A 24,506-nucleotide genomic window follows, 5' to 3' on the forward strand; every position below is an offset into this window, starting at 1 on the left:
GACTGGAGTATGTCACCGAAATCACTGACAGGGGTGAGATGACATCGGTGCCGAACACGCCAGCGCACGTTGAGGGAGTGATGGATCTTCGTGGCTTGACGACAACAATTGTCAATCCGCTGGTCGTGCTTGAAGGAGAGTCACTTGATCCAGCGGAGCTCGTTACCGATGGCGGCAAGGCGACAAATCGCATCATCATGCTCGATAGGAAACTTGTCGATGGCGACGGAGCCATCGGGTGGCTTGTCTCGACAGTTTCGAACGTCACCGATATTCCCACAGATGCAATTGAAGCCGACACGATCACAGATTCACCGCTCTTCGGAGGTGTGGTAAAGCGGGACGAAGAGGGGTTCCTGATCTGGCTCAATCCAAACGAATTGACTGCCTGAACCACTCTGCAGTAGACTCCTTCTTATACTAAATCATATTTAAAATCTGTCAGGGTTGACAAACCGCTCAGAGCGAGCACCGGGAATCATCGACGAAGCAGATGCCGACCGCACGCCAGTTTGGCACACACCAGAGGCAGCCGGTCTGCAAATCCTCGTAGATCGTAGTGAGGATCATCTCGATCGTGGTCGTGGTGCTCTTATTAACAACGACGCCGTGAGACGCAATCCTTCTAGTAATATACGCGCTATTTAGCAGTTGAGTTAATAACCATCGAGCGAGTAGTCCCACTCAATGAGCGACGATCCCGCTGAGGCACCCCCGTCTCCACCACCGGATGCGACAGGGTCGACCACGACTGACCTGGCCGAAGGCGGTCTCGATACCCTCTCGCTGTCGGTGCCCTCGATGGACTGTCCATCCTGTGCTGGCAAAGTTGAATCCAGCGTGAGCGATCTCGCGGGGATCGCCGACATCGATCCTCGAACCGCCTCAGGAACGCTTGTCGTCGGTTACGATCCCGACCAGACAACACCCGAATCGATCCGTGGCCGTGTTGAGGCCGCCGGCTACGAGGTCGACGACGACGACGAATCCGCCGACCCGATGGCGATCTGGACAAGCGGGCGGGCGATCCGCACCGCCGTCGGCGGGGTGTTGTTGCTGGTCGGGATCCTGTTTGAGTGGGTGCTCCCGGCTGCGAATCCAACGCTCACAACGATTGCTGGCGCGCCGGTCGGCCTCGATACGGTCGCCTACGTGGCCGCGGCGACGGCCCCGGGTGTAATCATCCTGCGGAACGGCTACGCCTCGCTTCGCAACCGCAGTCTGGATATCGACCTGCTGATGAGCGGCGGGATTCTCGGCGCGCTCGCGGTCAACCTTCCCTTCGAGGCGGCGACGCTGGCGGTGTTGTTCAGCATCGCCGAACTGCTGGAACGGTATTCGATGGATCGTGCCCGCGGCTCGCTGCGGGAGTTGATGGCGCTGTCCCCGGAGACCGCAACCGTCAGACAGGACGGCGAGGAGCAGGTCGTCGCCGCCGACGCCGTCGAGATCGGCGACCGCGTGATCGTCCGGCCCGGCGAGAAGATCCCTGTCGACGGCGTGATTCGTGAGGGTTCCAGCGCGATCGATGAGTCGCCGATCACCGGCGAGAGCGTCCCCGCGGATAAGGAACCGGGCGCGGAGGTGTATGCGGGCAGTCTGACCGAGACCGGCTACATCGAGATCGAGGCGACCGCGCCGGCCAGTGAGTCGACGATCGCCCGCGTGATCGACCTGGTTGCAGCCGCCGAAGGCGAGGAGACCAACACCGAGCAGTTCGTCGACCGCTTCGCGGCCGTTTATACCCCGATCGTCGTCGCCGCCGCGTTGTTGACGATGGCGGTGCCGCCGCTGCTCGGCTGGGGCGCGTTCACCGAGTGGTTCGTTCGCGGGCTGACGCTGCTGGTGATCGCCTGTCCCTGTGCGTTCGTCATCTCAACGCCCGTTTCTGTTGTCTCTGGGCTGACGAGTGCGGCGCGCAACGGCGTGTTGATCAAGGGTGGCCCGCATCTCGAAGCGATGGGCGATGTTGAAGCGGTTGCGCTCGATAAGACGGGGACGCTGACGACCGGTAATCTCGGTGTCACCGACGTGATCCCGCTCAACGACACAACCGAAGCTGAGCTCTTAGACTGCGCGAGCACGCTTGAACAACGCAGCGAACATCCGATCGCCGACGCGATCGTCGACCAGGCCCGCGAGGCCGGTGCCGTCGGCGACCGCCCGGTTGAGGATTTCGAGGCGCTGACCGGTGAGGGCGTTCGCGCCGAGATCGACGGCGTCACCCACTACGCCGGCAAGCCATCGGTGTTCACCGAATTGGGCTTCGAACTCGATCATGCCCACCTCAAAACGGACGGCGGGCTGACGACCGACGCGATCGACGCCGATGAAACGGGTGCCGCCGACCCCAGCGACGAGCACCCGACGGTCGTCGAGGAGGCAACCGACTGCGAACACGGTCGGTACGTCGACCTGCTGGCGGAGACGGTCCCACGGCTTCAACAGGCTGGTAAAACTGTCGTGCTCGTCGGCACCGACGAAAAACTGGAGGGGCTGATCGCCATTGCTGACACCGTACGCCCCGAGGCGACGTGGGCTGTCGATCAGCTTCGAGCCAACGGGATCGAGCGGATCGTCATGTTGACCGGCGACAACGAGCGCACCGCCCAGGCGATCGGCGAGCAGGTCGGTGTCGACGAGGTGCAGGCGAGCCTGCTCCCCGAGGCGAAGGTCGATGCAGTGGGTGATCTCCGGGAGGCCCACTCAGGTGGGGTGGCGATGGTCGGTGACGGCATCAACGACGCCCCCGCGTTGGCAACGGCGACCGTCGGGGTCGCCATGGGTGCTGCCGGCACCGACACCGCACTGGAGACCGCCGACATCGCGTTGATGGCTGACGATCTGGGTCGGCTCCCCTACCTCCATACCCTCTCGGAGACCGCCGATGGCGTCATCCGGCAGAATATCTGGTCGAGTCTGGCCGTGAAGCTGCTGTTGGCGGTCGCCGCGCCGTTCGGCTACGTCTCGGTGCTTGGCGCGATCGTCATCGGCGACATGGGGATGAGTCTCGGGGTCACCGGCAATGCGATGCGACTGGCCGGCCTGACCCCTGATGAGCCGCCGGAACCGGAATAGCTGACACCTGCTGTCCCCGCTTTCGACGGTCTACCCAACGCAAGTCCTATTCGGCTCGGTGATGTATCTGTTCTATGACAATCGAATCCGGCGATGAGGTCGTTATCGAGTATGTTGGCCGTGACGACGATGGAACGGTGTTTGACACCTCACGCGAGGCTGTTGCAGCCGAATCCGGATTGGCTGAGGCTCAACCAGACCGAAAGTTCACCCCGTTGACCGTCTCCGTTGGGGCCGGCGAGGTTATCGCTGGGATCGAAGAAGCCCTCCCAGGGTTAGACGAGGGTGAGACCACATCTGTCGACGTGCCGCCGGAGAAAGGCTACGGCGAGTGGTCGGAAGACCGCGTCCAAGAGTACGAGACCGACGAGCTTGCTGCCACGCTCGGTGGCCAACGGCCGGCGGTCGGCCAGTACGTCGAAACCGAGCAGGGCGCAGCCGCCGAGATCACCGACGTTGCCGACGATGTCTCGAAGGTAGATTTCAACCCGCCGCTGGCCGGTGAAACGCTCCACTTTGAGCTTGAAGTGGTCGCTATCAACTGACGGGTTACTGTCGACGCTGTATGGCGTCGCGGATGCCGTTTCTTTACAAGCCGTTTTTACCTGAATTGAGGCGCTAAGGCCCCTTCCTCAACGAGCGATCGAAGAGAGCGAGTAGGGAGGGGATACGGCGCCGTACGAGTAGCAAACACGTTCGACGCTCGGCCCACAGGCCCACGCAATCGCAACAACTATACGCACAAATACGTATAATGCGTATGTCGTGAGACGGAAGAACATCACCATCCGCGAAGACCAAGCCGAGTGGGTCGAGGAGAACCACCTCAACCTCTCGTCGTTCGTTCGCGGACAACTTGACGAACTCATCGAAGAACGCTCGTGAACTACAACTACCGGTATCGACTCCGACCGTCCGACGCTCTCGAACAACAGTTAACGTGGACTGTCGATACCTGTAGGCAGGTCTACAACCACTTCCTCCATCGACTCAACCGCACCGAGGACACCTCGGCATACTCAGAGCAGAAGCTCCTGCCGGGACTCAAGAAGTGGTGGACTGACCTGAAAGACGTACACTCGAAAGTCCTTCAGAAAGTCGTACAACGGCTGTACGACAACCTCTCAACGCTTCGCGGTCGCAAAGAGAACGGTTATCACGTCGGCACACTCAAGTGGAAAGCTCCGAGCGAGTACCGCAGTTTCACCTACAGTCAATCCGGCTTCAAGCTCAAAAACACGAGCGGTCGGACAAAACTGTGGCTCTCGAAACTCGGAGAAATCCCGCTCACCTTCCACCGCGCCCTCCCCGAGGACGCTGAAATCAAGACGGTCACAGTCAAACAGGAACCGACTGGGAAGTGGTATGCCATCCTGGGCGCCGAAACCCCGGACGACCCGCCCGCGAAACCGGAGAACCCCGAGAAGTGCGTCGGCATCGACGTAGGGATTCTCAAGTACGCTCACGACACCGACGGAACAGCTGTCGAATCGTTCGACCTATCCGACGAACGCGAACGATTGGAACGCGCACAGCGGGATCTCTCTCGGAAAGAACACGGCTCTGCGAATTGGGAGAAACAACGCCGAATCGTGGCCGAGCGTCACGCCGAGTTGAAGAACAAGCGGCGGGACTTCCTCCACAAGCTCTCGAACTACTACGCCCGCGAATACGACTTCGTGGCCGTGGAGGACTTGGACGCAAAGGGCTTGGTTGAACTGCCGGGCAACTCGCGGAACCGAGCGGGAGCGGCGTGGGGAACGTTCCTGCGGATGCTCGAATACAAGTGCGAACGGGAAGGAACGCATTTTGTCGCGGTGAATCCTCGTGGGACGACGAAAGAGTGTGCGTCCTGCGGCGTTTCGACGGAGAAACCACTGTGGGTGCGTGAACACTCCTGTCCGGCGTGTGGTTTCGAGGCGGATAGAGACGTGAACGCGGCGTGGAACATTCTTTCTCGCGGTATCACAAAGCGGTTAGGAGCGGGACGCTCCGAATCAACGCCTGTGGAGACTGCGCTCCCTGTGGATACCTCGGTATCTGCAAAGCGCGTCGTAGAAACAGGAAGCCCCACCCTCAAGCGCGAGCCGTCAGGCGAGCGGTAGGGTGGGGTAGTTCACACAGTGGATCGCTCTGAAATAGGCCAAGCAGGGCTTTTGTCGCTACCGAAGCTTCTGTACCTGCCAGAGAATCCCCGCGCCGGATACCAACAGGATTGTGAGGTTGAACAACGCTTGAAACAGCGAGCGATACTCCCGTGTAACCCACGTATCGATCGTTGCCCCGGCCGCGAAATAAAAGCGGAGCGTCGCGATCAACGCCAACAACGCGAGGCCGGCGACGACCGCATACCGAAGCGTCCGCTCGATATCACCGGAAAGAAGCCGGCTCTTGCCGGTGTACCCGTCTACCGATGGCGGTGATCCGGGATCAGTCGACGCCTGTTCGTCTGTCGTCGTGGGGTCGTTGTGGTCAGAGCTCATACAGTTCGCCTCCGTGCAAGCAGCCCACCGACCAGGAGAGCCAGTGCCGCGACCGGAACACCGAACCCGGGGGTTGCTGAATCGCTTTCGCCCGCTGTGTCCGCCTGTTGTTCCTCACGATCCAGCCGTCGGTCGCGTTCGAAATCGCTGACCTCGAGTTCGACCGACTGTCTGGTCTCGTTGACCGCGATCCGCTCACTTGGGTTGAGATTCACCGCCGTCCGGGTTGTATCAACGATAACACCGTCCTTTTTCAGGACACCATCGACGTAGTAGTTGTAGTTGTTTGGCACCGAGACGGGCAGCGTAGTGCCGGTTGTGCGTCCGGGCTCGATCGTAGCCACATCAGCGGTGTCACGGGCGGCCACGAGATTTGAATCCGCCTGTCGGGCGATCACGCTTACTTCCACAGCATCCGACTGCACTGATCCTCGGTTGATCAGTTGGGCGGTGATATCCAGCGTTGCTTGGCGCTCGGTTGCCGCCTGGACTGAGACGCCAAGCGGTGGCAGCGTCGTTTCGTCGGCAAACTGGATCGGTGTGCGCGCGTATTCGGGCACCAACGCCGCCAGTCCACGCACCTCCTGACGGCCGGTATCGACCCGCTGGCCGTCCTGATACACCACCGTTTCGATGCGGTAGCCACCCTCACGGGCGACGCCGAGCGTTGCGGGAACGACCCGCTCGCGGCTATCCGCCAACTCGCCGACGTCGACTGTTCGGGTGGTCTCCAGCAGTCCGGACTCGGCGTCGATGGCTCGCAGGCGAACCGTGACATTCGGGCTTGGATTCCCACGGTGGCGCAGTGTTGTGTTGACCCGGAGGGCGACGGTTTGGCCGCCGACAGCCTGTGGCTGGATGGTGGTGTCGGCGATATCGACGCTGCCGGGTTGGGTCGCCGCACGCGGGGCTGAAAGCGCGCCTGGCGCGAGCAGGGCAACAAGGAGAGCCACCACAAACACGCCGGCGGCACCGGCTGTGAGGGTTTTCGTGCGATCCATACCGGCGAACCACCCGCCGCCTGTAAGTGTTTTTGGGAGGCTATAACGTCGGCTTGAGTCACGGTTGTGACGGTGTTGATGTCTTGGTGGACGGGTTGACGCTTGGGTGGGTACGACCGTCGGTGTGAGTGACCGTGTCGGCTATTACTCTGCCGCGGTGACATTTTATCCAGCCGGTATGTGTACGTAGCCAGTATTTTTTTACTCTACCGATCATAGTATGCGACAATGGCACAAGAACCCTCCTCGGAGATGTTCGACCAGTTCTATTCGTTGTCGAGCCGGGGAGCATACGGGGAACTTGTCCGCTATATTCGGGATCACGACGACGAGGATGTGCGATACGGTGCGGCCGGGGTGTTGTCAGAGTCCGTGTCAGGGTTCGCCGAGCAGATGACGCCGTCGGTACGGAAGGCCCTCGTTGATGTCGTACTCAACGACCCCAGCGACGCTGTTCGGGCAAACGTCGTCAAGACGCTGCTTGCTATCGATGAGTCGATCGCCGACAACATCATTACGCGGTTGGGGATAGCCCCGAAATCGACGCCGACCGACACGCCGTATCCGCTGCTTTTGACCAAATGGCACGAGCGACAGTGGCCCGAGCTTCGATTTCTCGCTGTCGTCGGGTTTGGACGCGTCGGCAGCCACACTACGATCGAAAAGCTGCGGACGACGATCCAACGGGAGACCGATCTGCGGGTGATCCGCCGGGCGATCGAAGCCGGCGGCACGGTTGGCGACGAGACGTTCGTCACACCGATCAAGAGCTATCTGCGGATCGACGACGAGAGTATGTATCAGTCGGCCGATGCCGAGGAGATCAGACGCACCAAACAGGCCGCCGTTGAGGCGTTGGTCACACTCGGAACTAACGGTGCCTACGAGGCGTTACACACAGCCTCCCGCGGGACGGATGCCGAGCTCAAAGCCTGCGCGCTCAGCGAGATCGGCCGGCTCGAACCCGACGAGGCGGTCGATCTGATCGTCGACGAACTGCACAACGGTGGTGACGATGTGGTACGCGAGGAGGCCGCTGAGGGGTTGATCACCACCTTCACCGAATCCGACTTCGAGGACGGCCACACTGTCCGCGAGCAGGCCCTTGCTGAGATGGGCGACGATGTCGACGCCGCGGTGTCGGCTGAGTTTGCCTCGATCGTCGACGAGTCGCCCCGCAAACCCGAACAGCGCAACGCGGCGTGGGTGTTAACCCAACTCGGATCCACCACCGAAGAGACCGTCGAGAGTCTGCTTTCGGCGTTGGATGATGACGACGACTATCTTAGAATCATCGCCGCCGCCGGGTTGACGACGCTTGACCCCTCGCTGGTCGAAGCGAAGCTTGAGGAGTTCCTTGCGTCGGTCGACGAGGAGTCTGTCGCCCACAACTTGGCGTCGTCAGTTCGATCAAATCTACAGGACGGCCCGGAGAAAGTGATCTGGGGCTCGTAGGGTAGCTGTCACCAACACCGTCTCAAGGGTTGATATCCTCGTCGTTGCGGATGTAGTAGGTCACCCCACCGTTGAAGCCGAAGGACTCCAATACGTTCCATTCGATCATCGTCGCTACGGTGTCATCGATCGTGTCCCGTGACGGTGCGTCCTCGCCAAACAGCTCCTCACAGACACGGCTGATCTCCTCGATCGAGAACCCAGCCTGTTCGTTCGATACCCGAAGTACCCCCGCCCAGACGCGGTCACGATCGGTTCCCACGAGACATGTCTACAGCCGGTAGTGATAAAAATACTACCGCTAAGCGTGGGCACGACAGTATCGCGTCGCTGACAGACGGCGACGGATCTACTACATGGACTCGGCGGGACTCCCGCGAGCGAACGCAGTGAGCGAGTGGGAGTTAGCCGAGTTCACTGAACGAGTTCGAGCACAGCGAGAACGAAGTGAAGTGGACTCGGCGGGATTTGAACCCGCGGCCTTCCCCGTGCCAGGGGGATGATCTACCGCTGATCTACGAGCCCACGAATGCAACCTGTGATTTCCCGGTTTTAGTATTAAGGCCTTCGACTCGGGGTAATGAACCCATCAGCAAATAGAAAGCCCTTAACGCCCACAACGGAGACAGATCAGTGGGAACAGCGCAGTCGTAACTCTGACTCGCCCACACGGGCTTGGGATTGCGACAGTGCGCCACCAGCCCGCGACGATCAGTTGGTCGTCTCTGGGCTGTGTGGACACGTCGTTTCTGCGGCCTGTGCCGTTCCAATATCAGACAATGGCACGAATGCATACCCGTCGCCGCGGCTCATCCGGTTCGGATCGCCCGGCGGCAGACGAACCAGCCGAATGGAGCGATGTCGACGCCGACGCCATCGAGGATCGCGTCGTTGAACTCGCCGAACAGGGCCACGACCCCAGCGTCATCGGAATGAAACTCCGCGACGAGGGCGTCAAAGGCACGCCGATCCCAAATGTCAAACTTGCCACCGGCAAGAAGGTCGGCGAGATTCTTGGGGACAACGACGCCGCGCCGGAACTCCCCGAGGATCTCCGCAACCTGATGGAGCGAGCGATCACCCTGACCGAACACCTCGATGAGAACGGCCAGGATCACCAGAACAAGCGCGCACTCCAGAACACGGAGTCGAAGATCCGTCGCCTCGCCAACTACTACCGCGGCGACGAGATCGACGCCGACTTCAATTACAGCTACGAGCAAGCGAAAGAACGCCTCGAATAAGGATTCACGATGTCGGACTCCCGGACGAACGCTGCGACCGCACCCGATCCCGACGCCGCCAACAGGGTCGCCGCGGCGGTAGCGGCCGCGCCGTTCGTCCGCATTTTCGGCCACGCCGACGGCGACGCACTCGCCGCCTGTGGCCTGCTGGCGGTCGCACTCCGCGACCGGGAGATCCCCTTTCGCGTCCACGTCTCGCCCGATCCGGCCGGCGACGCTGTCGACGGTGCGGAAAGCGACGCTAGCGAGCCCGATGACAGCCAATCCCTCGTGGTCAGTCGCGGCCAGCGCGGCCCTGCTGACCTCGCGGTGCCGGCCCGCGGCGACCGCCAGTCGGCGAGCGTCGCGGCCGCGACGGTCAGCCGCGACCTCGGCGTCGACCCCGATCCGGTGCTCGCTTTGGCAGGTGTTATCGCCGCCGGTGGGACACCTGGCGGCACCGGCAGCGACGATCTCCTCGCGGCGGCCGAGTCGGCCACCCTTGTTGAGCGTCGCCCCGGTGTTGCGGTGCCAACCGCGGATCTCGCCGCCGATCTCGCCCATTCGACACGGCTCGACGCGCCGTTTTCCGGCGATGTCGACGCCGCACGTGACCTCCTCGCCGACCTTGCCATCCCGACAGATTCGGACGCCGGGCTCGACGCGGAGACACACACCCAACTCGCTTCGGCCGTTGCCGTCGCAACTGCGACCGCCGAGCCGGCTGCCCCACAGGCTGCCGATTCGGTCGAGGCCGCACTCCGGCCGTACGCGACACCGACCGCCCCGTTTGCCACGCTCGGCGGCTACGCTGACGTGGTGTCAGCACTCGCCCGCGAGGCTCCAGGCGTGGCGGTGTCACTGGCGTTCGGCGCGCCGGGAGCGGTCAGCGAGGCGGTTGACAGCTGGCGCGATCATACTGCCGCAGCGCATGCCGCACTCGACTCGCCGACGACAGGCCGCTACGATGGCGTCTACGTCTTCCGTGTCGAAACGGATCGCCCAGCAGTGTTGCCGACAGTCGCCCGCCTTGCACGTGCGTACCGCACACCAGAACCCGTCGCGCTTGTTGTCACCGACGAGCCGGTCGATGACCGCCGTCGAGCAGCCCTTGCGGCAGCCGAGTCACACAGCCTTGACGACGTGACGGCGACCGTCGCCCGCGAGTTCGACGGCGACGCCGGTGGGACGCCGACGCAGGCGACACTCGCTGTCGACGACAGCGTGGCCGACGGCGAGTTGATCGCCGCGGTCAGGGAGGCTCTCGACGATGACTGACGCCACCCACAGCGCGGTCGCCACCAGCGCGACCGTGACGACGGCGTACGCGACACCGACGCGCGCCGGGCGTGTCGCCCGCGCGGTCGCCCCCGACAACACCGCGTCGATGACGACGCAGGTTGAGTCGGCGACCGTGACGACCGAGATCGATCGGGACACAACCGGCGGGCTGCAGTCGACCGTCGATGACTACGTTGTCAATCTTAGCGTTGCCGAGGGCGTATTCGACGCTATCGACACGGCAGCCGACGCGGCTGCTGTCGACGTTGTCGACGACGCGGCCGACGCTGACACGGAATCCGACATCGCGCCCACCGAGGATAGCACAGCAGCCGAAACCACGACAGACGAGACAACCTAACTATGAGCGAACGATCAGTATCTAAGCAGCAACAGGACGGCAAACGATGGTACACCGTACAGGCCCCCGAGCAGTTCGACCGGGCCGAACTCGGTGAGACCATCGCCGCAGAGCCACAGCAGGTCGTCGGCCGCACGATCGAGACGACCCTCGGCGACATCAACGATGACGCCGGATCAGACAACACCAAACTCACGTTCAAGATCGATGACGTGGGCTCGGATACGGCCTACACCGAGTTTATCAAACACGAGCTGACGCGGGATTACCTGCGCAGCCTCGTGCGACGCGGAGCCTCGAAAACCGAGGCCAACATCACGGTCGTCACGACCGACGACTACCGCGTGAAGATCCAGCCGGTCGCCTTCACGACGAAGAAGGCCGACAACAGCCAGGAGCACGCCATTCGGCGTGTCATGATCGACCTCGTCAACGAGGCCGCCGCAGAGCGTACCTTCGAGGAGCTGGCCGACAGTGTCATCGAGGGCCGCCTCTCGTCGGCGATCTACGGCGAGGCAAAACAGATCTACCCGCTGCGACGCGTTGAGGTGACGAAACTCGAACTCGAAGCCCGGCCCGAAGAGCTGGCCGAAGAGGAAGCCACGGCCGTCAGTGTCGACGAAGACGACGTGGCCACCGACGTCGCAGACGACTAAGCTGGCGACCACATTTTCGACTTCTTTTGCCGCCCAGCGGAGCGATTACTCCTCAACGATGACTGTTCCAACCATGCTACTGGTCTCATGAGGGATGCAGACATAGCTGTACGTTCCGGGCACGTCGAAGGTATGGCTGAACGTGTCGCTGGTTTCGAGGCGACCACCGCTGTCGCCGTGCCACGCCGTCCGTGCCGCCTCAGTTGATTCATACCCCCCGCTGGCGAAGAAGGCCGCTCCCGCCGGGAGCGTGCTTCCGTAAGCGGTAACGGTGTGCCCGCGGGCGCTCGTGTTCCGCCAGACGACAGTTGTGCCGGCCTCGACGGTGATCTTTTCGGGGGCGAAGGCTGTAGCTCGCATTCCGACGTCATACTCCGGGCGACTGAATGTGCTGAGACAGCCCGCGAGACCGCCTGCCGCGGTGGCCCCGAGGGTGGCCAACAGACGCCGTCGCGTCCGCAGTTCGACCATACAAACGGTAGGGGCGGCAGGCATATATGCCGCGTGGTTCGGCCGACTGTCAGTCACCTGTGCCGCAGCCTCGGCCACGGAGATAACAACACATAACCTCCCACTGGCCAACGAGCAGATATGCAACCGCGGTTCGTCGGGCGACTCGGGGCTGCCGATGCGGTCACCGTCGCCAACGCTGCGCTTGGCTTTCTGGCGACCGCGGCCGCGCTTATCGATGTGACGCTGGCTGCCCGTCTCATCCTCGTCGGTGCGATCACCGATGCCCTCGATGGGATCGTCGCTCGCCGCCGAGGAAGCACGCCTGCCGGCGTTTATCTCGATTCCCTAGCCGATGTCGCCTCCTTCGGTGTTGCTCCCGCTGTTCTCGTTGTCGCCGTCGTCTTCGAGCAGTGGATGCCAAACGGCGATCCCACGGTCGTCGGCGTCGGCGTCTGTCTGCCCGCCCTATTCGTGGCGATGGCGGTCACCCGGCTGGGGATGTACACCGCCTACGACTACGACAGTGCGGAAACCCAAGGCGTCCAGACGACACTGGCGGCAACGATCCTCGCGGCGGCTGTCTTGGCTGGCTTCACCGTGGTCTGGCAGCTTATCGGCCTTGTTGGCGTGCTCGCGGTGCTGATGGTGTCACAGATCACTTATCCGGATCTCCACCCCCAGGACGCGCTGATCATGGGGGTTGTCCAAGGGTTGGCGATTCTCACGTCGGGCTACTACGGCCGCGTTTTTGCCTTCGCGCTGTTGTTTCTGGCGGTGGCGTATCTCGTTTTCGCGCCGCGATTCTACTGGCGGGATCACCTCGACAGCGACTTCCTCCGGTCGTCGTTTGGCGAGAACGGCTGATCCGACTACATCCCCATGTCGGCGGCCGCCTCGGGAACCGGGAGCCCGTTGGGGTCGACACCGAGCAGTTCCGCGGCGTGATCGAGTGCCATATCGAAGCCGTAGTAACGTTCGAGCTCGTCGCCGTCGGCCTGCTGTCGCACCCGCAACATCGCATACCCCTCGCTGTTTTGGGCGACGACCGCGGTCTGGCCGTCTCGATCAAAGCTGAGGCGGCGCTCACCGGCGGTCTCGGCGTAGGTAGCGTGGATGTCGCCGGCGGCTGCGGTCGTCTCGCCGTCAGTCTTGGGTGTTGTGTCGTCGCTGTCAGTCGTCGCGTTGTCGACCATACAAACCCAAGGCACTGCTGATAGTCGAACCTGTCGGTGGGTTGGACGGGGTGATCGGAGAAATCGCGTATGAATGGCGGACAGACCGGGTTGCCGGCCGTTCCAAACACAGGGATTCTCGGTTGCCTTCTCCACCCCGCGATCCGGCGAGCGACTGGCGTCCGGCGATGGGCTGCTCGCTTCCGCGCCTGACCCACTGTCGCCGACAACCCGGCGTGGAACACCCCTGCGGGTGTACACACCGAGCCGCTGTCCCCGACGGACGAGGTTTCCACGTTGGCTCCCGAGGCCTGTGTCGGTTCGACCGACGCCCCGGCTGTTCGGCCCCCGCTAAAGACTGTCTCACGGGTGCAGAGCAGGGCCTACCTGCCCGGCCTAGTCCACTCCTGGGTACAGGCGAGGGCATTAAGTCCCTTTCGGCTCGCCGTCAGCGCAGGCCGACGCAATCGGGGGGTTGTCACAGCGTCAGCGGTCGTCCCATGTCGCCGCGATCAGCAGCGTTTCGCCGCGTTCCTCCGCGCGATCGACGTTGAAGCCGGTCTCGGTCAACGACTCCCGCAGGTCGGCCGCGCTCAGGCGTTCGCTTCGCGGCGGCCCGGCCTCCCCTTGTCCCTCGGCTGACCAGTCGACGATCACGAATCGCCCGCCCGTGCCGAGCACCCGCTGGAGCTCCGCCAGCGTCGCCGCAAGCGGGAGCTCGTGGGCCGTCATCGTCGACAATACCGCATCAACCGAGCCATCATCGAGTGGAAGGCTATCGGTCGAACTCTCGACCAGCGAGACGTTTGTTGGCACCCCGTTCTCTCGAAAGTGGTCGTGCATTTCTGACTGGATATCGACCGCCGAAACCTGCCCAAAGAAGGGGGCAAGCGCGGCCGTATAGAAGCCGGTGCCGCTGCCGAGATCAACAAGGTGGTCGTCGGCCCCGTTGTCGGTCGCAAACGCGCCGAGCAGCTCCTCCCGCGAGCAGAACTGATAACGGCCTTCGTCGTCTAACTTGGCTGCCTTTGCCGGATCAAACGTGTGAAATCCCATTGGTCGATTGTGGGAACCAAGCCCAATAGAGCCTCGGATTTGGCTCCTCGTGGGCGAGGATCTATGTGGACAGCGGCGAAAGCGAGGGTATGCTCGGCTCCTCGCTGTCCGCATTCGATTCCGCACTGTCAGGTGGTCGTCGATGACCGACCGGTCGGGGCTGCTCACGCGGCCGGTTGTCCCAGTCTCGGATGGTGACGACGCCACCGAAACCTACGACGCGCTTCGCCCGGAGATCGACCCGGCGTGGTGTCACCCACTGGTGGTCAGCGTCGCCGCGGCCACCGATGGCGGCGACACCACCCAGCGCGCCGCGACTGATCGCGCAACCGACGCCGTCGATCGGTTTGCGTCGCTTGCGGCCGCCGACGGGATCGATGTTGCGACCGAGGTACTGACCGGTGAGGACATCGCTGCCACCATCATCGAGGCTGCCAACGATAGCGACGCCTCCGCGATCGCCTTCCATTCCCGTGGCGGCAGCGACTGGCTGGATATCGTTGCTGGTGGCGTGCGAACCGCACTCATCGTCAAAACCGATATCCCGGTTGTCGTGTTGCCGGCCGACAAGCAGTAGCTCTCAGCTTCCCCCGCAGCTTACGCCTCGGTGTCGTGATCTGTCGGTGGGACGACCAACACGGGTATCGATGCGGTTCGGATCAGCGTCTCGGTGACGCTCCCTAACAGATACCGATCAAGTCCAGTTCGGCCGTGCGTGCCGACGACGATGCAATCGCTGTCAGCGTCGGCGGCGTACGACTGAATCCCTGCGACCACCGACTCGTCTTCCGCTACCGCGGTGACAACGTCGTCGACACCGGCGGCTGTGGCCCGATCGTGGGCGTCAGCAACGATCTCGCTGGCGGTCTCGCGCAGGCTGTCAACGTACTGGTCTGCCTGCAGCTCGCTGCCGAACAGCGAGGTGTCGGTGACTGACAACAGCTGGAGCGTGCTGCTGTTGACGGCCGCAAGATCGATCCCGACACCGATCGCTGAGCTGGCGGTGTCGCTGCCGTCGGTCGGGACGAGCAGGCGCTCAAACGGTGTCGCCAGCGGCGTGGCGTCGGGTCGAAGCGTGAGTAGTGGTACCGGCGTCTCACGGCTAACACGCTCGGTTGTACTCCCGAGTAGTCGCTCCTCGATGCCGGTTCGGCCCTGTGTCGGCATTGCGATGAGGTCGATGTCGGCGGTCGCCGCGTACTTGGTGATTGTCGCGGCGACACCACCCTGTATCACCGCCGTCTTCGTGGGAATCCCGCGTTCGGCTGCCTGGCTTGCGGTCTCGGTGACGAGCTCCTCGCCTTTGATTTCGAGGGCATCAACGACCTCGTCGCCGATCCGGGTGACGCTGTCGTGAGCGGTGTCGGCGACATTGAGCACGTGGAGGGTCGCGTCGTGGGTGGCCGCGAGGGCATAGATGCTCTCGCGGATGGCGACTGCACCGTCGCTATCGTCGATCGGGAACAAGATACGGTCGAACATGGTCGTCTCTTCGGGTGGCGACCTAATAACAACCCTTGCCGACACCGCTGTCGATCGACCTGCTCTCTCGTCTTATCGCTCCGCTATACGACGGGTGCTGCTGTCGGTTATTCAGGTGGTCTCTCGGGGGCCGATGACGTGTTGTTTACTCGCCCGTACAGATACCCGAAGTGGACGATCCCCGGGAGCACGAACCCGCCGATCGCCCAGCCGACCGCCACCGGGATCGACCGCTGTCGACGACGTGCATCCCGAAACAGCCACACCGAGATGGCGAGCGTGATCCCGTAGATGACGATCAAAATCGGCTGGCCGATGATAGCGGCAACAAGCAACGGCGAGCCGGCGGCTGCAGGCGACGCCGCTACTGCCACGGCTGGGATTCCTCGGTGAGTTCGCCGGCCAGCGACCGCCCCATCGCCTCGGCTGGATCATCGACGTTCGCTAAGGCCCACATCAGCTTCACCTTCGCGGTGCCGGGGAGCGTATCGCCGGCCTCGATGATGCCGGCGTCCAGCAGATCACGACCGGTGTCGTAGACGCGGTCACAGACCCGCCCCCCTAAACACTGACTCGTCATCGCAACCACGGTTCCGTTGTCGACGAGCTCCTCGACGCGGCCGATCAGCTCAGTATGGATGTGCCCGAGGCCGGTACCCTCGATGACCACGCCGTCGGCGTCGTCGAGGTAGTCCCACGCCGCGGGATCCATACCGGGGGTGAACTTGATAAGTTCGACCGCGGGATCGAGGCCGTCGCTGAGCGCGAGGTCGGTCTCGTCGCGGGCTGTGTAGTCGCGGTTAAACTCGATGGCGTCATCGGCGACCGCGCCGTCGGCGCCATCGTCTCTGGCGGTCGCATAGTCGATTGTCGCCAGCGGCTTGTTGCCAACGGTCTCGAAGGCGTCCCGCCGTGAGGTGTGGTTTTTCCGGACGCGCGTGCCGCGATGAAGCGCACAGCGGTCGTCGCTGGCCGACGCGTGCATACAGAGCAGCACCTCCGCGCAGTCAGCTTTTGCGGCCTCGACCGCAGCCACCGCGTTCATGACGTTGTCCGAGGAGGGCCGGTCGGCCGATCGCTGGCTGCCGGTGAAGACGATCGGCACCGGCGTGTCGAGCATGAACGACAGCGCGGCCGCCGAGTACTGCATCGTGTCGGTGCCGTGCATGACGACAACGCCGTCCGCGCCGGCCTCGATTTCCTCGGCGACGGCGGTGGCTAACTCCTGCCAGATCGAGGGCTCCATGTTCTCTGAGAGGATGTTGGCGACGACGCGGCCCCGATAGTTGGCGCGACCGGTGAGTTCAGGAACGGCCCGCAACACGTCCTCGGCGGTGAACTGTGCGGTCACCGCGCCGGTGCGGTAATCAACCGTTGAGGCGATGGTGCCGCCCGTCGAGATGAGTGAGATCGTTGGCAGCTCGTCGCCGAATTCGATCGTGGAGACTTCCCCGTCGTCGGGTTCGTCGTCGCCGATGTCGTGGACATCAGCTTCGAGCACGTCGACGCTGGCTGCCTCGCGGTCGATGCCGATGTTGTAGCCGCCGTCGAGCTTGAGGACGATGTGGTCGCCCGTCGAGGAGGGCAGCACCACGCCTTCGTTGGTGGTGTCGCCGCGCTTGACGCGGACGCGGTCGCCTGGATTCATACGCCTGCCTTGCCCGGGGGTCGACTTGAAACCACGCTTTCGCGGTTTCGATAGTGGGAACTCCACTGGAAGCTTTCGACGCCGCTTATGTTGAAACCGGAGAGACCGGGAACAAGCTTGATGTGTACCCAAACATATACACAAAACACGGATGGGATCGAAAAATATCGGCATCAAAAAAGATGTCTACGAGCGGCTAAAAGCGCACAAACGCGGTGATGAAAGCTTCAGCGAGACGCTTGATCGACTCATCCACGAGCGTGAGTCCGACTGGCGGACGAACGCTGGCTTTCTCTCTCAGCACGAGGCTGACGACCTCGAAGCGGCGGTTGAGCAAGGCTTTGTGGATCTCAATGTTGCGTTCGATGAAGATGGTACCCGAATCGACGAGCGGCTTTCAGAGGAACCGTGAAGCTCGTCGACGCGTCGTTTCTTATCGACTACGCCCGCGGTGACGACGCCGCAATCGCGTATTTAGCCGCCCACGACACCGAAGAGATCGGTGCACCGACTATCGTCCTCTCGGAGCTGTATCGCGGGTTGATGATCACCCAAGAGATGACACAAGCTGAGGCGATGTCGAAATACGAGTGGGTGCAGCCGGTGCCGTTCACGAACGAAACGGCTGCGGAAGCCGCCGAAATCTACGTCACGCTCCGTGCCGATGGCGAACTGATCAACAAAAGCGACATCTACATCGCTGGCACTGCTCGCTCGCTCGGTGTGCCACTCGTCGTCGACGACACTCATTTTGCTGCTATCGAGGATCTGAAAACTGATACGTATCGAAGATAATTCGCAGCTGTTGTGTGACAGACGGCAAGCCGCACAGTGTCGTCGCTGTCGGCACAACAGCCAAACCGCTGGGTCGCCACGATTGGGTATGCAGCAGTCGGATGAACTAACCGAGACGGTCGACGGGGTCGACACCGAGATCCCATCGAGTGCCGATGATGACGGCGATGCGGGTCGCCTCGGTGGCCGCTTTTCGGCGAAAGCCCTCCTCGTGTCGCTGGTCGCTGTCGCCATCGGTGTCGTTGGCGGCGGCGCGATCCCGATCATCGGTAGCATCGGCTCGGTTGCCGGTGTTTTCGCGGCAACGTTCGTCCTTGGCATCCTCGCCGGCGACGCTCGGTATCTCGAAACCGGCCTTGCCGGCGGTGTGGTCGTCGGCATCAACTTTGCGCTGAGCCTGCTCACCTCCGCCGCGCTCCCGATTGGCGTCGACTTCTTCCAGCAGTACGGGCTCGCCTTCGGCGGCCTTGGCGTCGTTCTCGGTGCGGGCCTCGGGCTCGTCGGCCACTACTTCGGCCGGGATCTGCGCGACGGGCTGACGCGAGAGATTTAGTCCGTCCGCACGTCGCCCAGCCGGTCGAACTGCCAGGCCGCCAGCGCGACAACACCGACCGACAGCGCGACTGTCAGCGTCGGCACCACCACGCCGGGCTCATAGCGCAACGGCGGATAGAACCCGAAGCCGTAGTCGACGATGTCGTTTGCGAGCAACAGCCCAAGCGACAGGCCGAGAGCCCCCCGTGTTGTTCGCCCGTAGTGGAGGATGGCGAAGGCCAGCGCGACGAACAGCAGGTGGGTGCCGATAATACCCCAGTAGGCATACAGCGCGTCGGCGTCGAACCCGATATACAGCCCCACGCGGCGGTTGAGCGCGACGACGACCCACAGGCCGTACTTGATGAGCCAGACATAGGCGAGCGTGTGAAGATACGCTAGTGGACGGTTTGTCGGCGTTGACGCCAACGGTTGGTTGAGCGTCGGCAGCAATGTTGCCAGCGACAGCGTCGCCAGCGCGATGGCGGTTGGCGAATCCGCATACAGCGGCCACAGCAACGTCGAAACTGCGGGCATGGTGTCGACGTAGAACTGCACCCCAACCAGGAATGCGACCGCGCCGGCGACGAGCAACATGACCAGACTCGGGCCATGAGAGAGATACGACTCGGCGACCGCTCTCGGTATCGGTCGTCGGCGCGTCGGTGTCGTCGCTCGGTCATCCGGCCGCGACATAGCTGGGTTCTGTGCGGCCAGCTACAGGTGTTTATCGGTCGGCCCCGCTCACTCGTGTCGGAGCGCGTCGATCGGGTCGATGCGGGCGGCCCGCCAGGCCGGATACAGGCCGGCGACGATCCCGACAACAACGCCGACACCGACGGCGAGAGCGATCCAATCAGGGGCCAACGCGAACGTCACGTCGGCGTAGGCGGCAGCCCCGCGGCCGACAAGGAGCCCGAGCGGGACGCCGAGCAGCGAGCCAAGCGTTCCTAACAGCGCGGCCTCGATAACAAAGATACTCATTATATCGCGGTTGCGCGCGCCGACAGCTTTCATGATCCCGATCTCGCGGGTGCGCTCGGTGACGCTGACCAACATCACGTTGGCGATACCGATCGCGCCGACGACCAGCGAGATAACGCCGATCCCGGTCACAAACCGGGTGATGCGCTCGATCACGTCGCTGATCTCATCGATGAAATCACTCCCCGAGCGGGCGACCAACTCGGTGTCGCTCGCCGACAGCTGACGGGCATCGGCGTCGTCAGCGAGATAGGTCTCGATCGCTTCGCGCGTCTCGGCGGTCTGTCGTGGATCGCTGACGACGGTTATCTGTGGGTAGGCCCGTTGTCGCACCCCAGCCGAGGGGCTTTCGACGACCGCCGCATAGAAAGGATCGACCGGCGCGTAGAGCCGCGGCTGGCGGGCAAAGTTGCTCACCGGCAGCTCGCCGCGGGTACCGTTGACGATACCTGTTACCGTAACCGGTCGCTCCTCGCCGTCAGGATACAGCAGCGTCAGCGTTGACCCGGTTGTCAGATTCTCACGAAAGCCGGTCGCCAATCGCTCGTTGACGACCACCTCGCGGTCGCCGCTGGTGAACGAACGCCCTGCCACGGTCGACCCGGCGGTGATGCTTTCTGGTGTCGTTGCGGTCACCTGTGATCTGGCAAGCGTCTGATTTCCGGCACGTATCGACGACACCTGGATTGAGCCGCGTGGTAAGGCAGCCGTCACACCATCGATCTCGCTGATCGCCGCAAGATCAGTGTCGGTGAACACCGGCTGCAACACCCGGTCGAACCCCTCGTCGTCGCTGGGGGTACCGAAAACGTAGATGTTGCCCGCGTTGCTGTCGCCGATATCGCCGATGATCTCGGCTTGGACGCTGGCTCCGAACGTCGCAAACGTGATCACCGAGGCGATGCCGATGACGATGCCGACGACGGTCAACGCCGAGCGAAGCTTGTGGGCCCGCACCGACCGCACAGCGATTCGGAGCCCTTCACGGCCATCCATCAGGCCTCACCCGTAGCTTCGATCGACCCGATCTCGCCGTCGGTGATATGGACGATCCGGTCGGCGCGCTCGGCGACATGGCGTTCGTGGGTGACAAGCAGGATTGTGTTGCCCGCGGCATGGAGCTCATCAAAGATGTCCAGCACGGTCGCGCCGGTGTCGGTGTCGACGTTGCCGGTGGGTTCGTCGGCCAGGATGAGCGCCGGATCGGGTGCAAGCGCGCGAGCGATGGCGACTCGCTGGCGTTGGCCGCCGCTAAGCTCGTTGGGGACATGGTCGGTGCGATCGCCCAGTCCAACCGCCTCTAAGCGCTCGACCGCGCGGTCGATCCGGTCGGCCCGCGACCAGCTATCGAACACCAACGGGAGGGCGACGTTTTCGACGGCGGTCAGCCGCGGCATCAGGTTGAACGTCTGGAAGACAAAACCGATGTCAGTGCCACGGATCGCGGCGCGTTCGTTTTCGCTTGCTGTCGATATCGGCTTGCCGTCGACGGCAACATGGCCAGCGGATGGCGTATCGAGTCCGCCGATCAGGTTCAACAGGCTGCTTTTGCCGGAGCCACTCGGCCCCATGATCGCGGTGTACGAGCCTCTTGGGAGCGTAAGGGTCACCTCATCGAGTGCGGTTACCTGCCCCCCGACAGTGTAGTGTTTCGACACCTCATCGACGACGACTGTGGGCTCGGTCTCGCCGGCCTCGGTTACGGCTGTTGTCGCGGTCGCGGCTGTCTCGCTCACACACAGCTGTTGGCCGGCTGCGCCTATCAACGTTGGCCACCGGTTGATTCCCACCAGCTACCTCCCTCATCGGAGCAATGTACTTACGGCGCAAGCACGTACACTCGATGATGAGTTCTACTCCCTTCAGTCGTCGCCTCGGCGTGCTAGCCGCCCTCCTTGCGGTCGGTCTGTTGGCCGCTGGCGCGGCGACCGGCCTCCCCGGCATGGCTGTCGATGACCAGCCGTCCGGCGACGAGATCCTTGATCGCGTTGAGACCCGATACGATGCCGCCGACACGCTCAGCGGGACGGCGACCGTGACGGTCGAAAACGAGACAACAACGTCGACGGCGACCGTCGAGTACGCCGCCAAACAACCCGAAAAGGTCGCCTACACGGTTGAAAAGGCCGGCACAACCTACGAGGCTGGCTCGAACGGCAGCGTCGCCTGGGCGGTCGGCGACAACCGATCGTACGCCCGCGAGATCCCAACCGACGCCGAGATTGAAGCCTACGAGGCGAGCGGCGATCGCGAGCGGCTCCCGGGCGAAGCTACCCAGTACGGCTCGCTAACCGATCCGGTCTCCGGATCGAACGTCACCGCGACGCTCGTTGAGACCACCGACCTCGACGGCGAGTCCGCCTACGTTGTCGACATCGAGTCGACCGGCGACGCTACCGCCGCCGGCACGCTTTGGGTCGACACCGAGGACAGCCGCCTACTGCAGGCGACCGCGACCGACGGCACCAACGAGACGACCGTTCGGGTCACCGAAACCAACTTCAACGTCAGCATTCACGACAGCACCTTCGAGCCGCCGGCCGACCGGGTGTCGGTGACAACGACTGACACCTACGACAGCTTCAGGGCGGTTCAGTCGGCGACCGAGCTCTCGCTATCGTCATACAACGCTGACACGTTCACGACCGCTACCGTTATCAGTCGAGCAAACGGCCAGGCTGTTGTCCAGCAGTACGGTGTTGACGGCGACACCGTCTCGGTGATCACGACAAGCGGCGTGTCGATGCCGTTCGATCAACTCGACGATGCGGCGACGGTGACCATCGATGGGCGGTCGGCAACCGCCGTCGAGCGTGACGACCGCGCGGTCGTCTTCTGGACGACTGATGGGGTTACTACCGCCGTTGCTGTCGAGGGAACGATCGAGGACGCGACCGCGGCCGCGGCGGAGCTGTAACGCGCTGTTGTGAGCCGCCGTTCGTGCGTCGTTTTCCTAATTATCGCTGGTGATACCCGCGGGCGAACGCTTTTTGAATGAGCTACCAACCATCCGATATCAGGTAGATGGCGTTCCAGTCACCACACCACCACTGCTGTTGTTGCGGCACACCCGTGTCGTGGGCGGCCACCGACACTGACGCCGCAGAGCCGACCACACAGCGGTCGGTCGGATCGGGATCGCCCCCGGCTCTGGGAGGCCCGCCGACGATCGGCTCCGACCCGGCGGGGGAGGGAGCTCCCGAACCAGACGGCGGGGTTCAACTCCCGCCACCGATCCCCAACCCGGTGTGTCGGGACTGTGCGACCACGGCAACCACGCCCACCGGCGACCCGATCGACCCACCGCCGACCTCTTCTGGGGCGTCTGCCCCCCCGGCCACCGTCCCCGACTTCGGCCCGAATCCCGTCGTTGTCGACGGGGTCACCTGTTGGCGCGTCGGCACCGACGACCGGTGGCAACTCGCCCGCGACGCGGTCGGCTGTGACTCAGCCCGTGCGTTTCTCCGACAGCATACCGACGCCGATGGCACCCCACTGCGATGGTTCGGGATCGATCACCGCGGCTCGCCCCGACAGGTGCGGATCGACCCCGACAGCGTTGTCGACTTACTCAGCTTTTGTGAGACGTTTGGCTCCGGCACCGCCTTCGAGATCGAGACGGCTCGTCCTGCGTCACCGATCGAGCCGCCGGTTGTTGATCCTCAGCGCGCAACGGCATCACACCCAACGCACGACACCCCGCAGGTGTCAGCGTTGACAGCCGAGCCTGCCCCACGTCGGGTTGTGGTGTCGATCGATGCGGTCGAGACTATCGCTGTGACGCCACAGCCAACGGTAGCGGCCCCTGATCCCGGAGCCACCCCGAAGCAACTCGATCGCTACGGGCAGTTGGCGGCGGTTGCGCCCGGGGTTATCAACCCCAGCGGCCTCGAAACGCTGCTTCGGACGCCCGATCCACAGGCGCGAGCGACCGCCGTAGAGATCTTTGAATCCGTTCTCGCCGCGGCAGCCACCTCCGGGTTGACAGCGATCTCGTCGCTGGTGGACTGTCTTGATGCGGGGCGGGTGAGCACACTGTATGCCCTGCGCTCGCTGGCGCATATCGCGGAGCTGTATCCCGATATCGTCGCCGAAGAGATCGATCCCGTCGTCGACACCGTCACCGCCGATAGCCGGCTGGTGGCGGCGGCGGCGACACGGCTGTTGCTCTACGTTGCGGAACACAACCCCGAGGCCGTCTTGGATGCTGTCCCCGCCTTCGGCTCGTTGTTGGCTCCGACGCCGACCCGTGCCCGCCGGCAGGCGTTGGCGACGGTCGGTCTGCTCGCCAAGCCCCATCCCGGGGCGGTACGGCCGCTTGTTCCACAGCTGTGTTCACTGTTGGACACCGATGACACTACTTATCGGATCAGCAGTACCGCCGCGCTCGGCCGCGTGACGGCTGTCTACCCAGCGGCGGCGACACCGGCGGTGCCGACGCTGGTGGCACAGCTTGAGGCCGACCATCCGGAGCTCCGCGCCAACGCCGTCGGCGTCCTCGGCGATATCGCCAAGGAATTCCCCACCGATATCGCGCCGTATACCGACGAACTTGCCGCCCGCCTCACCGACGATGATCCAACCGTGCGGTCGAACGCCGCGGGCGCATTTGCGCGTATCGCATCGGTAAAACCCCGACGCGTCGAGCCGTTTACCGATACGTTGATCAAGCTGTTGGATGACGAGTGGACGCGAAGCCGTGTCCATGCCTGTTGGGCGTTGGGTCGGTGTGATGCCACCGCGGCTGCCGACGCACTCGCCGAGTGTCACCACACTGATCCCGAGGAGTCAGTGCGACAGCGGGCAGCGTGGGCGCTGGAACGCATCGAGTGAAAGGGCGCACA

General features: G+C 63.2%; 28 protein-coding genes, 1 tRNA gene and 1 other RNA gene. 16 read left to right on the plus strand and 14 right to left on the minus strand.

The window, feature by feature from the left end; all coding sequences use genetic code 11:
* From DP106_RS10560 to DP106_RS10575, 4 genes are all read left to right on the plus strand, one after another.
* Positions 1-392: chemotaxis protein CheW (locus DP106_RS10560; protein ID WP_165857870.1), on the plus strand; the 392-nt coding region annotated here is incomplete at its 5' end.
* A gap of 295 nt (positions 393-687) precedes the next feature.
* Complete coding sequence (locus tag DP106_RS10565; RefSeq protein ID WP_120085200.1) at positions 688-3,078, plus strand: heavy metal translocating P-type ATPase; 2,391 nt, start codon at positions 688-690, stop codon at positions 3,076-3,078.
* Positions 3,079-3,152: 74 nt separating this feature from the next.
* Positions 3,153-3,623 carry an FKBP-type peptidyl-prolyl cis-trans isomerase gene (locus tag DP106_RS10570; protein WP_120085202.1) on the plus strand — a complete coding sequence of 157 codons (471 nt, stop codon included), beginning with the start codon at positions 3,153-3,155 and terminating at the stop codon, positions 3,621-3,623.
* Between the two features lie 336 nt (positions 3,624-3,959).
* Positions 3,960-5,183 carry an RNA-guided endonuclease InsQ/TnpB family protein gene (locus DP106_RS10575; protein ID WP_120085203.1) on the plus strand — a complete coding sequence of 408 codons (1,224 nt, stop codon included), beginning with the start codon at positions 3,960-3,962 and terminating at the stop codon, positions 5,181-5,183.
* 57 nt (positions 5,184-5,240) lie between these two features.
* Here the strand turns inward: DP106_RS10575 and DP106_RS10580 are convergent, their stop codons facing one another.
* Both DP106_RS10580 and DP106_RS10585 read right to left on the minus strand, forming a co-directional pair.
* Positions 5,241-5,561 carry a hypothetical protein gene (locus DP106_RS10580; RefSeq protein WP_120085204.1) on the minus strand — a complete coding sequence of 107 codons (321 nt, stop codon included), beginning with the start codon at positions 5,559-5,561 and terminating at the stop codon, positions 5,241-5,243.
* Positions 5,558-6,562, minus strand: a complete 1,005-nt coding sequence (locus DP106_RS10585; protein ID WP_120085205.1) for a DUF7490 domain-containing protein — start codon at positions 6,560-6,562, stop codon at positions 5,558-5,560. The genes DP106_RS10580 and DP106_RS10585 overlap by 4 nt, the downstream gene beginning before the upstream one ends.
* Positions 6,563-6,790: 228 nt before the next feature.
* On the opposite strand from DP106_RS10585, the gene DP106_RS10590 reads away from it, so the two are divergent.
* Positions 6,791-8,017 (plus strand): HEAT repeat domain-containing protein, encoded by a 1,227-nt coding sequence (locus tag DP106_RS10590; RefSeq protein WP_120085206.1) that lies wholly within the window; start codon positions 6,791-6,793, stop codon positions 8,015-8,017.
* A 22-nt stretch (positions 8,018-8,039) separates the two neighbouring features.
* Here the strand turns inward: DP106_RS10590 and DP106_RS10595 are convergent, their stop codons facing one another.
* Both DP106_RS10595 and DP106_RS10600 read right to left on the minus strand, forming a co-directional pair.
* Positions 8,040-8,279 (minus strand): hypothetical protein, encoded by a 240-nt coding sequence (locus tag DP106_RS10595; protein WP_120085208.1) that lies wholly within the window; start codon positions 8,277-8,279, stop codon positions 8,040-8,042.
* 191 nt (positions 8,280-8,470) lie between these two features.
* Positions 8,471-8,542: transfer RNA gene (locus DP106_RS10600), tRNA-Ala, on the minus strand.
* 254 nt (positions 8,543-8,796) lie between these two features.
* Here DP106_RS10600 and DP106_RS10605 point away from each other — a divergent pair.
* From DP106_RS10605 to DP106_RS10620, 4 genes are read left to right on the plus strand one after another with little or no spacing between them, the layout of a single operon-like run.
* On the plus strand, positions 8,797-9,261 hold the full coding sequence (locus DP106_RS10605; RefSeq protein ID WP_120085265.1) for a 30S ribosomal protein S15: 465 nt from the start codon (positions 8,797-8,799) through the stop codon (positions 9,259-9,261).
* 9 nt (positions 9,262-9,270) lie between these two features.
* Positions 9,271-10,518 (plus strand): exonuclease RecJ, encoded by a 1,248-nt coding sequence (locus tag DP106_RS10610; protein ID WP_120085209.1) that lies wholly within the window; start codon positions 9,271-9,273, stop codon positions 10,516-10,518.
* Positions 10,511-10,882, plus strand: coding sequence for a KEOPS complex subunit Pcc1 (locus tag DP106_RS10615; RefSeq protein WP_205738924.1), 372 nt, complete (start codon positions 10,511-10,513; stop codon positions 10,880-10,882). The genes DP106_RS10610 and DP106_RS10615 overlap by 8 nt, the downstream gene beginning before the upstream one ends.
* Positions 10,883-10,884: 2 nt before the next feature.
* Positions 10,885-11,538, plus strand: a complete 654-nt coding sequence (locus DP106_RS10620) for a 30S ribosomal protein S3ae (RefSeq protein ID WP_120085210.1) — start codon at positions 10,885-10,887, stop codon at positions 11,536-11,538.
* Between the two features lie 45 nt (positions 11,539-11,583).
* Here DP106_RS10620 and DP106_RS10625 read toward each other — a convergent pair whose 3' ends face one another.
* Positions 11,584-12,009: a plastocyanin/azurin family copper-binding protein gene (locus tag DP106_RS10625; protein WP_120085211.1), complete on the minus strand. Its 426-nt coding sequence runs from the start codon at positions 12,007-12,009 to the stop codon at positions 11,584-11,586.
* A gap of 120 nt (positions 12,010-12,129) precedes the next feature.
* On the opposite strand from DP106_RS10625, the gene DP106_RS10630 reads away from it, so the two are divergent.
* Positions 12,130-12,855 carry a protein sorting system archaetidylserine synthase gene (locus DP106_RS10630; protein ID WP_120085212.1) on the plus strand — a complete coding sequence of 242 codons (726 nt, stop codon included), beginning with the start codon at positions 12,130-12,132 and terminating at the stop codon, positions 12,853-12,855.
* 5 nt (positions 12,856-12,860) lie between these two features.
* On the opposite strand, the gene DP106_RS10635 is transcribed toward DP106_RS10630, so the two are convergent.
* From DP106_RS10635 to DP106_RS10645, 3 genes are all read right to left on the minus strand, one after another.
* Positions 12,861-13,184, minus strand: coding sequence for a DUF7111 family protein (locus DP106_RS10635; RefSeq protein ID WP_165857871.1), 324 nt, complete (start codon positions 13,182-13,184; stop codon positions 12,861-12,863).
* 74 nt (positions 13,185-13,258) lie between these two features.
* An RNA gene (gene ffs, locus DP106_RS10640) (signal recognition particle sRNA) lies at positions 13,259-13,570 on the minus strand.
* Between the two features lie 79 nt (positions 13,571-13,649).
* The gene (locus DP106_RS10645; protein ID WP_120085213.1) at positions 13,650-14,219 is read right to left on the minus strand and encodes a class I SAM-dependent methyltransferase; all 570 of its coding nucleotides are present in this window, start codon (positions 14,217-14,219) and stop codon (positions 13,650-13,652) included.
* A gap of 142 nt (positions 14,220-14,361) precedes the next feature.
* Between DP106_RS10645 and DP106_RS10650 the strand changes: the two genes are divergently transcribed.
* Positions 14,362-14,796, plus strand: a complete 435-nt coding sequence (locus DP106_RS10650) for a universal stress protein (RefSeq protein WP_120085215.1) — start codon at positions 14,362-14,364, stop codon at positions 14,794-14,796.
* Positions 14,797-14,816: 20 nt separating this feature from the next.
* Here DP106_RS10650 and DP106_RS10655 read toward each other — a convergent pair whose 3' ends face one another.
* The 3 genes from DP106_RS10655 to gatD all read right to left on the minus strand — a co-directional run bounded on the left by DP106_RS10655 (position 14,817) and on the right by gatD (position 17,349).
* On the minus strand, positions 14,817-15,701 hold the full coding sequence (locus DP106_RS10655) for a universal stress protein (protein WP_120085216.1): 885 nt from the start codon (positions 15,699-15,701) through the stop codon (positions 14,817-14,819).
* Between the two features lie 107 nt (positions 15,702-15,808).
* Positions 15,809-16,075 (minus strand): hypothetical protein, encoded by a 267-nt coding sequence (locus tag DP106_RS10660; RefSeq protein ID WP_120085217.1) that lies wholly within the window; start codon positions 16,073-16,075, stop codon positions 15,809-15,811.
* The gene (gene gatD, locus DP106_RS10665) at positions 16,066-17,349 is read right to left on the minus strand and encodes a Glu-tRNA(Gln) amidotransferase subunit GatD (RefSeq protein ID WP_120085218.1); all 1,284 of its coding nucleotides are present in this window, start codon (positions 17,347-17,349) and stop codon (positions 16,066-16,068) included. The genes DP106_RS10660 and gatD overlap by 10 nt, the downstream gene beginning before the upstream one ends.
* A 151-nt stretch (positions 17,350-17,500) precedes the next feature.
* On the opposite strand from gatD, the gene DP106_RS10670 reads away from it, so the two are divergent.
* The 3 genes from DP106_RS10670 to DP106_RS10680 all read left to right on the plus strand — a co-directional run bounded on the left by DP106_RS10670 (position 17,501) and on the right by DP106_RS10680 (position 18,697).
* Positions 17,501-17,761, plus strand: coding sequence for an antitoxin VapB family protein (locus DP106_RS10670; protein WP_120085219.1), 261 nt, complete (start codon positions 17,501-17,503; stop codon positions 17,759-17,761).
* Positions 17,758-18,144: a PIN domain-containing protein gene (locus tag DP106_RS10675; RefSeq protein ID WP_120085221.1), complete on the plus strand. Its 387-nt coding sequence runs from the start codon at positions 17,758-17,760 to the stop codon at positions 18,142-18,144. Before DP106_RS10670 ends, DP106_RS10675 begins: the two co-directional genes overlap by 4 nt.
* A gap of 88 nt (positions 18,145-18,232) precedes the next feature.
* Positions 18,233-18,697, plus strand: coding sequence for a hypothetical protein (locus DP106_RS10680; protein WP_120085222.1), 465 nt, complete (start codon positions 18,233-18,235; stop codon positions 18,695-18,697).
* Here DP106_RS10680 and DP106_RS10685 read toward each other — a convergent pair.
* Genes DP106_RS10685 through DP106_RS10695 form a run of 3 tightly spaced genes read right to left on the minus strand, consistent with a single transcriptional unit; the run spans position 18,694 to position 21,398 of the window.
* On the minus strand, positions 18,694-19,374 hold the full coding sequence (locus DP106_RS10685) for a DUF1405 domain-containing protein (RefSeq protein ID WP_120085224.1): 681 nt from the start codon (positions 19,372-19,374) through the stop codon (positions 18,694-18,696). The two genes, DP106_RS10680 and DP106_RS10685, sit on opposite strands and share 4 nt — an antisense overlap.
* Positions 19,375-19,422: 48 nt before the next feature.
* Positions 19,423-20,658 (minus strand): ABC transporter permease, encoded by a 1,236-nt coding sequence (locus DP106_RS10690; protein ID WP_120085225.1) that lies wholly within the window; start codon positions 20,656-20,658, stop codon positions 19,423-19,425.
* Positions 20,658-21,398 carry an ABC transporter ATP-binding protein gene (locus DP106_RS10695; protein ID WP_120085227.1) on the minus strand — a complete coding sequence of 247 codons (741 nt, stop codon included), beginning with the start codon at positions 21,396-21,398 and terminating at the stop codon, positions 20,658-20,660. Before DP106_RS10695 ends, DP106_RS10690 begins: the two co-directional genes overlap by 1 nt.
* 110 nt (positions 21,399-21,508) lie before the next feature.
* On the opposite strand from DP106_RS10695, the gene DP106_RS10700 reads away from it, so the two are divergent.
* Together DP106_RS10700 and DP106_RS10705 are read left to right on the plus strand one after the other, a co-directional pair.
* On the plus strand, positions 21,509-22,579 hold the full coding sequence (locus DP106_RS10700; RefSeq protein ID WP_205738925.1) for a LolA family protein: 1,071 nt from the start codon (positions 21,509-21,511) through the stop codon (positions 22,577-22,579).
* 107 nt (positions 22,580-22,686) lie between these two features.
* Entirely contained in the window at positions 22,687-24,495 is a 1,809-nt protein-coding gene (locus DP106_RS10705; protein WP_120085229.1) for a HEAT repeat domain-containing protein, read from the plus strand.
* Positions 24,496-24,506: the final 11 nt, after the last annotated feature.

Source organism: Halonotius pteroides (assembly GCF_003605635.1).
GTDB lineage: Archaea > Halobacteriota > Halobacteria > Halobacteriales > Haloferacaceae > Halonotius > Halonotius pteroides.

Coding starts and splice junctions, on each gene's coding strand:
- DP106_RS10620 (WP_120085210.1), top strand. CDS start 10,885: ATGAGCGAACGATCAGTATCTAAGCAGCAACAGGACGGCAAACGATGG.
- gatD (WP_120085218.1), bottom strand. CDS start 17,349: ATGAATCCAGGCGACCGCGTCCGCGTCAAGCGCGGCGACACCACCAAC.
- DP106_RS10655 (WP_120085216.1), bottom strand. CDS start 15,701: ATGTTCGACCGTATCTTGTTCCCGATCGACGATAGCGACGGTGCAGTC.
- DP106_RS10685 (WP_120085224.1), bottom strand. CDS start 19,374: ATGTCGCGGCCGGATGACCGAGCGACGACACCGACGCGCCGACGACCG.
- DP106_RS10590 (WP_120085206.1), top strand. CDS start 6,791: ATGGCACAAGAACCCTCCTCGGAGATGTTCGACCAGTTCTATTCGTTG.
- DP106_RS10615 (WP_205738924.1), top strand. CDS start 10,511: ATGACTGACGCCACCCACAGCGCGGTCGCCACCAGCGCGACCGTGACG.
- DP106_RS10585 (WP_120085205.1), bottom strand. CDS start 6,562: ATGGATCGCACGAAAACCCTCACAGCCGGTGCCGCCGGCGTGTTTGTG.
- DP106_RS10605 (WP_120085265.1), top strand. CDS start 8,797: ATGGCACGAATGCATACCCGTCGCCGCGGCTCATCCGGTTCGGATCGC.
- DP106_RS10625 (WP_120085211.1), bottom strand. CDS start 12,009: ATGGTCGAACTGCGGACGCGACGGCGTCTGTTGGCCACCCTCGGGGCC.
- DP106_RS10570 (WP_120085202.1), top strand. CDS start 3,153: ATGACAATCGAATCCGGCGATGAGGTCGTTATCGAGTATGTTGGCCGT.
- DP106_RS10705 (WP_120085229.1), top strand. CDS start 22,687: ATGGCGTTCCAGTCACCACACCACCACTGCTGTTGTTGCGGCACACCC.
- DP106_RS10565 (WP_120085200.1), top strand. CDS start 688: ATGAGCGACGATCCCGCTGAGGCACCCCCGTCTCCACCACCGGATGCG.
- DP106_RS10610 (WP_120085209.1), top strand. CDS start 9,271: ATGTCGGACTCCCGGACGAACGCTGCGACCGCACCCGATCCCGACGCC.
- DP106_RS10630 (WP_120085212.1), top strand. CDS start 12,130: ATGCAACCGCGGTTCGTCGGGCGACTCGGGGCTGCCGATGCGGTCACC.
- DP106_RS10680 (WP_120085222.1), top strand. CDS start 18,233: ATGCAGCAGTCGGATGAACTAACCGAGACGGTCGACGGGGTCGACACC.
- DP106_RS10650 (WP_120085215.1), top strand. CDS start 14,362: ATGACCGACCGGTCGGGGCTGCTCACGCGGCCGGTTGTCCCAGTCTCG.
- DP106_RS10690 (WP_120085225.1), bottom strand. CDS start 20,658: ATGGATGGCCGTGAAGGGCTCCGAATCGCTGTGCGGTCGGTGCGGGCC.
- DP106_RS10700 (WP_205738925.1), top strand. CDS start 21,509: ATGAGTTCTACTCCCTTCAGTCGTCGCCTCGGCGTGCTAGCCGCCCTC.
- DP106_RS10670 (WP_120085219.1), top strand. CDS start 17,501: ATGGGATCGAAAAATATCGGCATCAAAAAAGATGTCTACGAGCGGCTA.
- DP106_RS10635 (WP_165857871.1), bottom strand. CDS start 13,184: ATGGTCGACAACGCGACGACTGACAGCGACGACACAACACCCAAGACT.
- DP106_RS10645 (WP_120085213.1), bottom strand. CDS start 14,219: ATGGGATTTCACACGTTTGATCCGGCAAAGGCAGCCAAGTTAGACGAC.
- DP106_RS10580 (WP_120085204.1), bottom strand. CDS start 5,561: ATGAGCTCTGACCACAACGACCCCACGACGACAGACGAACAGGCGTCG.